This is a genomic window from Streptomyces sp. NPDC056231 (assembly GCF_048270745.1).
In the GTDB taxonomy this organism is placed as follows: domain Bacteria; phylum Actinomycetota; class Actinomycetes; order Streptomycetales; family Streptomycetaceae; genus Streptomyces.
In genome coordinates, this window is record NZ_JBLVKW010000066.1 from 32,405 (window position 1) to 44,700 (window position 12,296).

General features: G+C 68.0%; 12 protein-coding genes and 4 pseudogenes. 10 read left to right on the forward strand and 6 right to left on the reverse strand.

Annotated features, from left to right (window positions below; translation table 11 throughout):
* Positions 1-11: 11 nt before the first annotated feature.
* The gene (locus tag ACNPQM_RS33900; protein WP_418086977.1) at positions 12-485 is read right to left on the reverse strand and encodes a Dps family protein; all 474 of its coding nucleotides are present in this window, start codon (positions 483-485) and stop codon (positions 12-14) included.
* Positions 486-861: 376 nt separating this feature from the next.
* A complete protein-coding gene (locus ACNPQM_RS33905; protein WP_418086978.1) occupies positions 862-2,304 on the reverse strand; it encodes an aldehyde dehydrogenase in 1,443 nt (480 codons plus the stop codon).
* A 188-nt stretch (positions 2,305-2,492) separates the two neighbouring features.
* On the opposite strand from ACNPQM_RS33905, the pseudogene ACNPQM_RS33910 reads away from it, so the two are divergent.
* The 3 genes and pseudogenes from ACNPQM_RS33910 to ACNPQM_RS33920 all read left to right on the forward strand — a co-directional run.
* Positions 2,493-2,696 (forward strand): annotated as a pseudogene (locus ACNPQM_RS33910) (TetR family transcriptional regulator); the annotation flags it as partial.
* Between the two features lie 118 nt (positions 2,697-2,814).
* On the forward strand, positions 2,815-2,910 hold the full coding sequence (locus ACNPQM_RS33915) for a hypothetical protein (protein WP_418086989.1): 96 nt from the start codon (positions 2,815-2,817) through the stop codon (positions 2,908-2,910).
* 524 nt (positions 2,911-3,434) lie between these two features.
* On the forward strand, positions 3,435-3,983 hold the full coding sequence (locus ACNPQM_RS33920) for a GNAT family N-acetyltransferase (RefSeq protein ID WP_418086979.1): 549 nt from the start codon (positions 3,435-3,437) through the stop codon (positions 3,981-3,983).
* A gap of 304 nt (positions 3,984-4,287) precedes the next feature.
* Here ACNPQM_RS33920 and ACNPQM_RS33925 read toward each other — a convergent pair whose 3' ends face one another.
* Complete coding sequence (locus ACNPQM_RS33925; RefSeq protein WP_418086980.1) at positions 4,288-5,652, reverse strand: hypothetical protein; 1,365 nt, start codon at positions 5,650-5,652, stop codon at positions 4,288-4,290.
* A gap of 302 nt (positions 5,653-5,954) precedes the next feature.
* Here ACNPQM_RS33925 and ACNPQM_RS33930 point away from each other — a divergent pair.
* A pseudogene (locus ACNPQM_RS33930) lies at positions 5,955-6,098 on the forward strand (AAA family ATPase); the annotation flags it as partial.
* Positions 6,099-6,134: 36 nt separating this feature from the next.
* On the opposite strand, the gene ACNPQM_RS33935 reads toward ACNPQM_RS33930, so the two are convergent.
* Positions 6,135-6,911, reverse strand: a complete 777-nt coding sequence (locus tag ACNPQM_RS33935; protein WP_418086981.1) for a class I SAM-dependent methyltransferase — start codon at positions 6,909-6,911, stop codon at positions 6,135-6,137.
* Positions 6,912-7,004: 93 nt separating this feature from the next.
* Here ACNPQM_RS33935 and ACNPQM_RS33940 point away from each other — a divergent pair, with 93 nt between their 5' ends.
* The 4 genes from ACNPQM_RS33940 to ACNPQM_RS33955 all read left to right on the forward strand — a co-directional run bounded on the left by ACNPQM_RS33940 (position 7,005) and on the right by ACNPQM_RS33955 (position 10,465).
* Positions 7,005-7,145: a hypothetical protein gene (locus tag ACNPQM_RS33940; protein WP_418086982.1), complete on the forward strand. Its 141-nt coding sequence runs from the start codon at positions 7,005-7,007 to the stop codon at positions 7,143-7,145.
* A 456-nt stretch (positions 7,146-7,601) separates the two neighbouring features.
* The gene (locus tag ACNPQM_RS33945) at positions 7,602-8,669 is read left to right on the forward strand and encodes an alpha/beta fold hydrolase (RefSeq protein WP_418086983.1); all 1,068 of its coding nucleotides are present in this window, start codon (positions 7,602-7,604) and stop codon (positions 8,667-8,669) included.
* 250 nt (positions 8,670-8,919) lie between these two features.
* A complete protein-coding gene (locus ACNPQM_RS33950; RefSeq protein ID WP_358861047.1) occupies positions 8,920-9,009 on the forward strand; it encodes a hypothetical protein in 90 nt (29 codons plus the stop codon).
* A 604-nt stretch (positions 9,010-9,613) separates the two neighbouring features.
* The gene (locus tag ACNPQM_RS33955) at positions 9,614-10,465 is read left to right on the forward strand and encodes an alpha/beta fold hydrolase (RefSeq protein ID WP_418086984.1); all 852 of its coding nucleotides are present in this window, start codon (positions 9,614-9,616) and stop codon (positions 10,463-10,465) included.
* A 268-nt stretch (positions 10,466-10,733) separates the two neighbouring features.
* On the opposite strand, the gene ACNPQM_RS33960 is transcribed toward ACNPQM_RS33955, so the two are convergent.
* The gene (locus ACNPQM_RS33960; protein ID WP_418086985.1) at positions 10,734-11,210 is read right to left on the reverse strand and encodes a hypothetical protein; all 477 of its coding nucleotides are present in this window, start codon (positions 11,208-11,210) and stop codon (positions 10,734-10,736) included.
* 245 nt (positions 11,211-11,455) lie between these two features.
* On the opposite strand from ACNPQM_RS33960, the gene ACNPQM_RS33965 reads away from it, so the two are divergent.
* Both ACNPQM_RS33965 and ACNPQM_RS33970 read left to right on the forward strand, forming a co-directional pair.
* Positions 11,456-11,584, forward strand: a complete 129-nt coding sequence (locus ACNPQM_RS33965; protein ID WP_418086986.1) for a hypothetical protein — start codon at positions 11,456-11,458, stop codon at positions 11,582-11,584.
* Between the two features lie 107 nt (positions 11,585-11,691).
* Positions 11,692-11,858, forward strand: a pseudogene (locus tag ACNPQM_RS33970) (ISL3 family transposase); the annotation flags it as partial.
* A gap of 46 nt (positions 11,859-11,904) precedes the next feature.
* On the opposite strand, the pseudogene ACNPQM_RS33975 reads toward ACNPQM_RS33970, so the two are convergent.
* Positions 11,905-12,296, reverse strand: a pseudogene (locus tag ACNPQM_RS33975) (hypothetical protein); the annotation flags it as partial.

A 12,296-nucleotide genomic window follows, 5' to 3' on the forward strand; every position in this document is an offset into this window, starting at 1 on the left:
GCACGCGTTCCTCAGGCCCGGTTCTCGGCCTGGAACATCCAACTCTGCTTCTCCAGGTCGGCGGTCAGCCCGATCAGCAGATCCTGGGTCACGGCGTCCGCCGGGCCCGTCTCCTCGATGCCTCCCCGCACCCGTTCGACGACCGCGGAGAACGTCCGGACCAGCGCTTCGACGGTGTCGACGTCCTTCGTCCAGCCGGACGGAAAGGCAGGCACGCCGCTGGTCCCCGCGATGGTGGCGGCCCGTCCGTCCGGGCTGACCCCCGTGGCGGCAGCACGTTCGGCCACGGTGTCGGCGTAGAGGCGTGCGGAGGTGACGACCTCGTCGAGCTGGAGATGAATGGAGCGGAAGCGCGGGCCGTACAGGTTCCCGTGCGCCTGCTTGGCCACGAGGGAGAGGTGGAGCAGGTCGACGAGGGTCGCCTGCAGCGCTCTTCCCGCGATCTCGCGTTCTCTGTCCGGCAGCGGGCTGTTGATGATCGTCACGGGGTGTGGTTCCTTTCCCGGTTGTCGCCAGCGTCCACATTGTCGAGACCACCGGGTGTGCCATGGATCCGTTGTTTGACTGTCACCCGGCAGGACCGGAACGCGCGGCACCCGGTGTGCGAGGGCGGTTCAGGGACCGGAGGGACCGCGTTCGCGGCGGGATCCGTGGCACGTTCCGGCACCTCGGTCAGCGTGGACGCCGCAGCGGCCATGGTCATGGCCCCGGGGCAGCCGAGCGCCACCATCACAGTCATATGACCGATTCCGGCACGGGACGCGCCGCGCGAACCGGGCCGCGGTGAGCGGCATCGCCGCTGGCGGACACAGCCGGTGGAGAGTGGACAGCCGGAAACGCCGCGCCGGAGCGTCTGCCGGGTCAGATGGTGATGGTCTTGTACTCGGTGTAGGTGCCGAGACCGACCGCACCGTACTCGCGGCCGATACCGCTGGCCTTGAAGCCGCCGAACGGACCGTCGAAGGCGACGGAGGCACCGTTGACCGTGATGGTGCCGGTGCGGACGCGGCGGGCGACCGCCAGGGCGTGAGCCTCGTCGGAGGACCAGACGCCACCGGAGAGGCCGTACTCGGAGTCGTTGGCGATGCGGACGGCGTCGTCCTCGTCGTCGTAGGCGATGACCACCAGGACCGGGCCGAAGATCTCCTCCTGCGCGATCCGCATGGAGTTGTCGACGTCGGCGAAGACGGTGGGCGTGACGTAGTTGCCCTTCTCCAGGCCCTCGGGGATCTGCGAACCGCCGGTGACCAGACGGGCGCCCTCCTCGATGCCGCGCTGGATGTAGTGACGCACCCGCTCCTGCTGGTCGGGACGGATCATCGGGCCGATGAAAGTGTCCGGGTCATTGGGGTCCCCGACCTTCAACGACTCCACCAGCTCCTTCAGCCCGGCCACGACCTCCTCGTACCGGCTGCGCGGGGCGAGGATCCTGGTCTGCGCGATGCACGACTCGCCGTTGTTGAGCAGGGAGCCGAACTTCAGGCCTGCGACTGCCTTCTCCACGTCGGCGTCAGGGAGGATGATGGCGGCGGACTTGCCGCCCAGCTCCAAGCTGACCCGCTTGAGCTGCTCGCCCGCGATCGAGGCGATACGGCGGCCGGCGCGCGTCGAACCGGTGAAGGCGATCTTGTCGACGTCCGGGTGCGAGACCAGGTACTCGCTGGTCTCCCGGTCGGCGGGAAGCACGCTGATCACGCCCTCCGGCAGACCCGCCTGCTCCAGCAGCTCGGCCAGGAAGCCCATGCTCAGCGAGTTCTCCGGGGACACCTTGAGAACCACGGAGTTACCGGCGAGCAGCGACGGGATGATCTTCGAAGTGGCCGAGGAGAACGGCGAGTTCCACGGGATCACCGCGGCCACGACGCCCACCGCCTCGCGGCGGACCACACTGCGCACCGGGGAAGCCGGGTCGGAGGCGACCAAAGTCTCCTCCCAGGGGAACTCCTCCGCCGCCTTGAGGTAGGCGTTCGCCTGCCGGGTCAGACTGGGCTGTCCGGCCCGGGTGAACCATCCGGCCGAGCCGTTCTCCAGCGAGATCAGGTGGGCGACCTTCTCCGCGCTCTCCTCGCGCAGAGCGTTGAACCGCCGCAGGACCGCGATCCGCGCAGCCGGCGGGGTCAGCCGCCACACACCTGTCTCGAACGAGGCGCGCGCCGCCGCCACCGCCCGGTCGATGTCCGCCGGCCGGGCCTGTGCCGCACGGCCGATCGGCGACTGGTCGTGCGGCGAGGCGATGTCGAGCAGCTCAGGGTCGCTCGGCTCGACCCAGGAACCCCCGATGAAAAGCCGGTCGTAGGTGATCATGTGCGTGCTCTCTTCCGGTGCTCTCGGTCCGTTTGGACGACTCATTTAACTGTCACGTCAATGTAGCACTTTTCTTTGTTAGCTACACATAACCGTGGCGAGAAGGCCTCTATCCTCCGCTTCAGCGTTGACTCATGAGAGCCGACGCAGCGCGCAATCTGGAAGCCGTCCTGACCACCGGAGCCCGCATGCTCGCCGCCGACCCGGGCACGAGCATCGCCACCGAAGCGGGCATGGACCGGCACACCGTCTACCGCCGCTTCGCCTCCCGCGAGGAACTCCTCGCCGCGATCTACGAATCCCGCGTGACCGCCATCGAAGAAGCCATCGAGGACGCACGCCTGCGCGAAGCACCCGTCACCGTCGCCCTGCACCGCTACGTCGAAAACATCGCCGGTCAGGGCTCTCCCGGACGAGGAAGCGCGGCGGCGGCTGGACCTGCACTACCGCGTCGGCGCAGCTGAGCGAACCGTCCTGTGGCAGGAGAGCCAGATCGCCGGTCTCGCAGCCATCGGCCCGACCAACAAGGAGATCGGCCAACGGATGCACCTGTCGCCGCACACCGTCAGCTCCCGCCCCTACCGGGTTGGCTTTATCGAGCAGTAGTGGTTCTGGCACACATTCCCTGAAAGATCTTGCCGGCTCTCGCCAGCAGGAGCCGCGCGCGTCATGTGAGCTGCCCGGGCCACGCGTCATCGGGGTCCGGTGAGGCCGAACTCAAGATCGCTCCCGGAATGTGTGCCAGAACCGAGTCGGGAGAGCACCTGTCGCTGGATGGCGAGAGCACCCAGGGCTCCAGGTAGGCGATGTCGCTGAGCTCTGGCTCTGGCTCTGGCTCAACTTCTGTGGTGTCGGCGCCGGAGCTGAGCCGGCCAGGGTGGCTGGCTCAGGAAATCTGCATGTCAGGGGCTGAAGCCGCCGTCGCGGCAGCGACCGATCCAGCGAGCTCCACAGAAGTTGAGCCAGAACCCGAGAAATGACGTCAGAACCCATCCTTAAACCCGCAGGGCGAAGCAGTGCGGCTGTGGCTCGTTGGAGCGGATGTGAGAGAAGAAGGACGGGCCCGGGCAGGTGGGTTGATCGGTCCGCGAGTCTTGATCGCTACCGAGCCTGCTGATTGGCTGGTCGGCATGACTGATCTTGGACCCGTCGCCTGGCCGCCTGCCCCGATCAGGACCGAGAGGCTCGTGCTCCGTGAGCCCGAGGCCCGGGACCGTGCGGCGGTCATCGAGTTGTTCACCTCGCCCGAGGTGGGCACCTACATCGGTGGCCCTCGACAGCGTGACGAGTTCGAGCGTGCGGTGCCCGAGGCGCCCAAACGGCGCCCTGGCCTCTTCGTGGTCGATCTCGACGGGGCGATGATCGGGATCGTCACGCTCGACCGGCGCGACCCGAAGCATCCGGTCCACGTCCGCCCCGGGGCCTCGGAGGCCGAGCTCGGCTACATGTTCCTGCCCCAGGCGTGGGGACACGGGTACGCCGCGGAGGCGTGCGCGGCGGCACTCGACTGGTGCGCCGGAGCGCTGCCCGGCGAGCCGGTGGTGCTCACCACCCAGACCGCCAACGAGCGCTCGATACGCCTCGCGGCGAAGCTGGGGTTCACCGAGGTGCAACGGTACGAGGATTGGGGCGCCGAGCAGTGGTTCGGCATGTGGTCCCCGGTCGCGCTGTCCGACTGAGGTCGTGCTCGGCAATGTCCGCACTCACCGCGATGAAACCGGGCGAGCGCGAGGAGATCAATCGAGGTCCAAGGATGGGTTCTCACGTCATTTCTCGGGCTCTGGCTCAACTTCTGTGGTGTCGGCGCCGGAGATGAGCCGGCCAGGGTGGCTGGCTCAGGAAATCTGCATGTCAGGGGCTGAAGCCGCCGTCGCGGCAGCGACCGATCCAGCGAGCTCCACAGAAGTTGAGCCAGAACCTGAGTTCTGAGAGCGCCTGGGTGCTTGCTTCGGGACTGTCGTTGTGTTCCGTCGTTGTGTTCCGTCACAGGCCGGCGTCGGCGATGATGCGATCCATCCGTGCTCGCGGCAGCACGGGGTTGGCCGCAGCGTCCTCGACGACGTGGGGATCCGGGTCCATCAGCAGTCGTTCCAGCAGGTCGGCGCCGACGTTGGGATGCCGGGCCGCGCCCGCGCGCAGGAAGGCCTCCGCGGAGTCCCCGAACCGCCGCAGCTCCGCGACGGGCAGCTCGGGATCCTTCAGGGCGAGGAGGCGCGTCCTCGGGTTCGGCTCGTCCACGAGGCCGCGCAGCTCTTGGCGCGGGAAGTTGGGGTGGTCCACCAGCAGGGGCCGGACATGGGAGCGCTCGCCGTGGGCGCGGATCAGCCGCAGCAGGATATGGGGCGGTGTGTCGGGTCGGTGGGCGGCTGCGCGGCGGACGGACACGTCCGGGTCGTCGTCCAGCCTCTGCCAGGCCTCCGCCGGCAGGTCCCGCCCTGTGGCCAGGACCTTCCGGAACATCGTGTGGGGACAGTCGAGGTAGGCCAGCCGCTCGGCGAGGGGTGCGTCTCGCAGCCAGCTCGGCGTGTAGGGCGACCAGCGGAGAGCGACAGCGGCGTCGTCACTGCCGGCAGCGTCCTCGGCTTCCACCAGTGCGAGCAGCCGGTCCCGGGTCTCGGGGGTGACATGGCGGCTGTAGGCCACCGCAACGCGCACGGACGGGTCCGCACTGTCCTGAAGGCGGGCCACCATGTCGACGGTCAAGTGCGGGTTGCCTGCCACCGCGTGCAGCACCGTCTCCTCCCCGGTCGCCAGCAACCGGTCGAACTGCTCGGGTGTCAGCGGGATATGACGCGCGATGTTGGCCCGGACGACCGGATCGGCGAGGCAGCGTTCGTAGTACTCCGGAGGGACACCTGGGTGCTTGTCCTGGGTGGCCGCGGCCCGCACCTCGGGGTCGGGATCGGTGAGGAGCGCCAACTGTACGGCGATCGGCCGCTCCCGCCAGGTCCGCGCGACCATCGCGCGCAGCTTGGGGTCGGAGGTGGCCGCGAGTTCAGTCGGCGGCCGGCCGTAGGCCTCGACCAGGTCCTCGATGCCGCCCAGCCGGACCTCGCGCTCGACCATGGTCCGGATGAAGTCCGCACGGGCATCACGGATCGCCGGGTCGGGATGCTCGGCGATCCGGCAGCGCATCGTCGGGGAGACCCGGGTTCCGTTCAGGAGCACTGCCGAATCGCTACCGCCGTATGTCAGCAAGGCCTCGACCACCTGGTTCGGCAGCTGTCCTTTGCGCAGCTCCAGCCCGTGCCGGCCCGCCTCGTGCGCGGCCAAACGCACCAAAGCGTCAATCGGCGCGGCTGGGTTCTGTCCCAGCCCGGACAACTGTGGCTCCTTGAGACGGACCATGCGCCCACGCTAACCGAGCCGCAGCAGCTGCCTACTTTCGCCCGGTCCACTTGTGCCGCTGACCTCCGACACGCCCACACTCTCTTACCGGTGCTCTCGGTTCTCGGTTCTGGCACACATTCCGTGAGCGATCTTGAGTCGGTGACGCGTGTCCCGCGCAACTCACATGGCGCGCGCCTCCTGCTGGCGAGAGCCAGCAAGATCTTTCGCGGAAAAGCCGTCTCCGACATGGCGGGAGGCGTCGAACTCGTCGACCGGGCAGACCAGTCGGACGCCGAATGCGGCCTCGACCGGCCCCAGATGGCTGGACCAAGACCTTCACCGCCCCTCGCCTCTGCGCGGCCATCGTGGACCGGCTCACCCTCAACGGCACCATCATCGAAACAGGCACCGCCTCCTACCGCCTTGCCGGCACCCGAGCCCAAGAGCCCGCCAGGGCCGGCTGACACCTGCCGTCCCACGCCGGGCGGTGGAACCATCACCTACTCACCAGCGCGGGCCACGAGCACCGGCTGGAAGAAGCCAGTCTCCTGCGGCATCCGCCACACGGGGGCGACAAACCCGGCCTCGGCCGCGAGGCCGGCCAGCCGGTCCTGGCCGAGTGCCCAGTAGGTGGTCCGGCGGACCTGGACGCGCCATTCTCCGCCTGCCGGAAGGAGTTGGAAGTGCTCCAAGTCGTAGTGCTCGCCGTCATCGTGCCAGTGCCAGAGCTGGAAGGTGACGGTTCGTTCCCCGCCGTCGGCGCCGTCGGTGGTCCGGTGGACTTGTGGAGGCGTCGAAGCCGGGCGGTCGCTCAGCAGGTCGTCGTAGGGACGTGTGCTGACCAATAGCAGGCCGGCGGGACGCAGCACGCGGCGCATCTCGGCCAGGGCGGTGTGCACATCCTGCTCAGCCAGCAGGTGAGGCAGCGAGTTATCGGCGCAGACGACGGTGTCGAACCGGCCGTCAGGAAACGGGAGGCGTCGCATGTCGGCGGCGGCCGTTCGCAGACTCAGGCTCCGGCGGGCGGCCTCACGGGCAGCGCGGGCGGCAGCGCGGGGGCTGAGGTCGGTCCCGGTGACGCGGTGCCCGCGCAGCGCCAGGCCGATGGCCTGCGTGCCGATGCCGCAGGAACAGTCGAGCACCGCCGCACGATCCTGGTCGATCAGGGCGTCCAGGGCGTCCCCCTGCCGACGGATGCTTGCGTCCCAGTCTGAGTAGATCAGGTGGTAGTCGTCGGCCAGTTCGTCGTAGAAGTGCGCCACCGATATCTCGGACATGGGCCGAGGTTACCGTGCCTGATTCCCCGGAGGTGCCGGTCATCCCCGTGGTCGGCGCGAACGCCCTCACTGAGGACAGTGCCGTCATTTCCCATGAACATTTGCGCGCGTGCTGATCGCCAACTGCTGCTGAACGTGAACGAAGCCAACCGAGTCTTCCCCAAACTCGGCATCACCTCCCACGCCGCACTGCGCGACGCGCTGGCCAGGCTCGAGGAGGGACAGGGCAGCTGACGCGAGCCGACGGGAAGGCTGCCTCGGCCGTATGCCGGGCGGTTCCCATCGCTACGCGGGGAAGAACGCCGGCCCCGCGCCAATGAGAACCGCCCGGCATACCCATGTACGGACGAGGGGAATTGCCCGGCGTACCCATGTGACGGCGCCGGGCGGCGGACAGACACCTCACACACATGCGTCGCGCTGTCCGCGCCGCACCGTCAAATGACTGATGTTTCTCTGCTTTCGCCTGGACGAGAGTATGTGGCATCGGAGTCGACGCCCCTGAGAAAAGCAGTTGTGAACCTACCCCTCGGCTCACCGGAGCACGTTTTAGTCACCTGCTTGATAGGTGACTAACCGAGTGTGCAAGTCATCGCGCCGAGGCGCCGCGGTGATCTCGTACCGCCGGTGCGAGCGGGAGGTCCCCTGGGCGCGAACCGGTCACCGGAAACGCACGACGGAGGGATTCCCATGATCAACAGGCGTATATTCAGCAAGGCCGTGGGCCTGGGCACCGGTGCAGCCGCGGTCACGCTGTCCGGCCTGCAGAACAACGCGTTCGCCGCGACCACCTCGCACGAGCCAGGGGGCGCACCCGTCCCCACAGTGCCGGCCGTCACCCCCGGCACCCACACCGGTTTCAGCACGCTCAGGCAGGTCAAGGCAGGTGTTCTCAACGTCGGTTACGCCGAGGCGGGCCCCGCGCACGGCCCGGTCGTCATCTGCCTGCACGGCTGGCCCTACGACATCCACAGCTTCGTCGACGTCGTCCCGCTCCTCGCCGACCAGGGCTACCGCGTCATCGTTCCCTACCTGCGCGGCCACGGCAGCACCAGCTTCCTGTCCCACCGCACCCCCCGTACCGCCGAGCAGTCCGCCATCGCCCTGGACATCATCGCCCTGATGGACGCACTCAAGATCGAGAAGGCCGTTCTCGCCGGCTTCGACTGGGGCTCGCGAACCGCCGACATCATCGCCGCCCTGTGGCCCGAACGCGTCAAGGCCCTCATCTCCACCAGCGGCTACCTCATCACCGACCGCAAGGCGCAGTTGGAGCCCGCCGCCCCGGCCGTCGAGCACAACTGGTGGTACCAGTGGTACTTCGCCAGCGACCGCGGCAAGAAGGCCATGGAGGATGTCGACAAGCGGATCGCGCTGTGCCGTTACACGTGGACCCTCGTCTCCCCCAACTGGAACTTCGACGACGCCACGTTCCTGCGCACCGCCGAGGCGTTCAAGAACCCCGACTACGCCGCCATCGTGCTGTACAACTACCGCTGGCGCATCGGTCTCATCGAGGGTGAACGCCGCTACGACCGCTATGAGAAGCAGCTCGCGGCCCAGCCCAACATCAACGTCCCCACCATCACCCTCGACGCCGCGCTCGACCCCTTCACTCCGCCCGGCGACGGCTCCGCCTACCGCGGTCACTTCACCGGTGCCTACGAGCACCGCACGATCACGAACATCGGTCACAACCTGGCGCAGGAGGCGCCGACCGCCTTCGCGCAGGCAGTGGTCGACGTCGATCACTTCTGAGCCCCGCCCGACACCGACGTGGTGGCCCGCATCCCGCATCGGCCACTCCGAGGAGGAGTCCCCCGATGAGCGAAGTCCAGTGGAACCGTCTGACCGCCGCCGAACTGGGTGCTCTGGCGGCGCTGGCCCGGGAGCACACCGGCGTGGTGGTGACGCCTTCGGTCCCGACCTGACTGTCGGAGCACCACATGCCCTTCGGTGGCACCCTCACGCTCAGCTGCCCACGCTGCTGCGGGACATCTGCCGCTCCGTGATCCGGGCGGGCTTCTCCCGCATCCTGATCGTCAACGGGCACGGCGGGAACATGACCGCCCTCAACGCCCTCACGCCTGCGCCGTGACACGTGTGCGCAGGGCTCATACACACGGCCGGGAAGAGCGATGCTCTTCCCGGCCGAGCCGGATTTCAGGCCCCGCCGTCGTGTCTGGGCAGGTGCGGTGCCGGTTCGGGCGTGGGACGTGGCAGGTGCAGCCGTCCGGGCAGCGCTGGAGGTAGCCCTGACGCTCCGACCAGGCCCAGGCTGCGCATCCCGTAACGCCCCCGACACCCCGGTCGGCGAGCGCCGCCTCGGGCCCCACCGCCTCCGACCGCTGTCCGGAGGCCCCGGCGTCGGAAGGGACCTGCCGTCGTCGCCGGTACGGCCCGCACGGGTTCGCCTCACCCCGGGAAGCGACCGATTCACCTCCTGCATGCCCCGGAAGCAGCCACCGCTCGCCAGCCGGCGGCGCGCCCTTCCCCTCGACGTCAGCCACGTCCTCTCACCTGCCCATCCGTGGTCGTCCGCGCGATACCCAGCCCCGTGCAGCGGCCGGAAATGCAATCAACTTCCGTCACCGCCTTGACAGGTGACGACTCCATATGACAAGTTCGTCACCAGTCAAGGCGGTGACTTCGATCGGTGAGGCCGGTCCACCCCTTGTCGAAGTGCCTGAAGGGGATATGTCGTGGTGAGTAACAAGGGTGGGCGCAAGCGACTGGTGACGGGTGTGTTCTCGGCGCTCACGGCGGGGCTCGCGCTCGGCGCGTTCACCCTCAGCGGGAGCGCCAGCGGCGCGACCGGGACCGTCGAGACCCACAGGAGCGCCAAGCCGACGATCGTCCTGGAACACGGCGCCTTCGCCGACGGCTCCAGCTGGAACGGCGTCATCGACGATCTGCGCGCCGACGGCTACCCCGTCATCGCCGCCGCCAACCCCCTGCGCGGTCCCGCCTCGGACGCCGCCGCCCTGCGCACGGTCCTCGACCATGTGAAGGGCCCCAAGATCCTGGTCGGCCACTCCTACGGCGGCAACGTCATCAGCCAGGCCGCCGCCGACGATCCGCAGGTCAAGGCCCTCGTCTACGTCGCCGCCTTCCTCCCGGCCACCGGCGAGAGCGCCCTGGAGCTCACGAACAAGTACCCCGGCTCCACCCTTCCCGACGCTCTCGACCCCGTCACCTACCAGCAGGCCGACGGCTCGACCGCCGCCGACCTGTACATCCAGCAGGACAAGTTCCGTCACCAGTTCGCCGCGGACGTCCCCGCCCAGGAGGCCGCCCTCATGGCCGCCGAGCAGCGCCCCATCGCCCAGTCCGCCCTGGAGGAGAAGGCCACCACGGCCGCCTGGGAGACCAAGCCCAGCTGGGACATCGTCACCACCCGCGACCTCAACATCCCCCCGGCCGTCCAGCGCTTCATGGCCAAGCGCGCCCACGCGCACACCACGGAGGTCGCCGCCTCCCACTCGGTCGCCGTCTCCCACCCCCACCTCGTCGCCGCTGTCATTGAGCGGGCCGCACGCGCCACCGTCCGCTGACACACCTCGCAGGGGCGGCGGAGCCCTTGGGCCCCGCCGCCCTCGGGCCAGATCCCGGACTTCACCGGCATCTCTCACGTGCGCGGGATCCGCGCGAGAACGGACCCCACGAACTCGTCGTCCGCGTGGGCGAACTGACCTTCCAGGAAACCGACTTCCGCATTCGGAGACGACGCGTTGCACATCCTCACCTCGCGGACCGCCGAGCGGGCGGGACCGGACCCTGCCGGGAGCGGAACCGCGTGACCTGCCCGGCCACACCCCCTGGCTACCGCAATGACCAGGGAACACGCTTCTGCTGGCCGGCCGGGCGGACATCGACAAGATCGAAGCCATCCTCGTGGCGCACGAGATGCTGGACCTGGCCCAGGCCGGAGTCACGGACGAACCCGACCCACCCTGGCGTGGTCGCGTGTCGAAGAAGCCACCCAACAACGTCCATCATCACCCCGAAGTCGTCCTCGTGGACGCACGTCCGGACGGTCAGGGCCCACGGTTCGCTGCCGTCCAGGTTCGGCCTGTCCGTGGCACGGACCAGCAGGGAGACATCGGCCCCGTCGAACGAGTGGCTCGCCGAGCCGCCGTCGAAGGCCTGCCAGGGACCGCCCCACGACTCCCAGTCGGTCGACTTCAACTCTGTCGGCATGTCCGCCTGCCCCAGGAGCCACCTCAGTTCCAGAAGCACCGGCTCAGGTAGGTCCGGCGGCAGGTCCACCGCCAGGAACAGGTCGTAGTAGTCACTCACATCAGGGACCCTAGCCCCAGCCGCTGACAGCACTCTGCGGGCCTGGCAGACCCCGACGGAGCCTGGTGCTGTCAAAACTCGTCAACTTCGGTCGGCGGCTTGATCACCAGGCGCTGCCCGAACTCAGGTTCTGGCACAACTTCTGTGGAGCATGCACTTTGAGTGATGGATGACCTCATGAGGGTCTTCGTCAGGTTGCCCGAAACTGATCAGTGCCCCGGTGGGTCTGGCTGACAGTTTGAGCCGTGGACAAGGTCTTGTTACGGCTGGAGAGCCTGCTGTTCCCGTCGCTGGACGTCTCTGTGCTGTCGGTTGAGGTCACCAGTGAGGTGGTGCGCGTAGAGGCTCAGTGCACCTCGGAGAGTGGCCTCTGACCCGGCATGTCCGGTCCTTCGCCGAGATGATGACCCAACGCCAGGGCGAACGGCTTCCGCAGTGGATCGAAGCCGTTCGCAGCGACGACCTGCCCAACCTCCACGCCCTCACCGCAGGAATTGAACGCGACCGCGACGCCGTTATCGCCGGCCTGACCTGCCCTGGAGTTCGGGCGTCGTCGAAGGGCACGTCAACCGGATCAAGATGCTCAAGCGCCAGATGTTCGGCCGAGCCGGCTTCGCACTCCTTCGCAAGCGAGTCCTGCTCACCTGATGTTGTTCAGCTATGAGTCATGGAGATCAAGGCTGTTCTCCCCAGATCAGATTGCGGGGCGACGCAGCACGTCAGAGGGCTCCCAATCGCTCTTCCAGAAGGCTTCAAGCCCGTGCTCGTTGATGAACTGCCGCTCCACCTCGTGGATGGGGTACATCCCTTGGATGTTGATCACGTCGTGACCCTCGTGTCCCGGGACGCCGACGTCGATGCCCAGGTAGTCCTCTCTGCCGAGGGCCATCGGCGCGAACACACAGAACGCCGTCATCTCCGACTCGGGCACGATTCGCTCGCCGAAGTTGATGGTGCTGCCATAACTGAATGGGCAGGCGCCACGGAGCTGGGGGCTTCCCCCTGGATCGTGGACATCGATTCCTATGCGGCCGTGGTCAGCGTAATGGATCTCTGTTCGTAGGCGATCGGACTGATCTGGCCGAT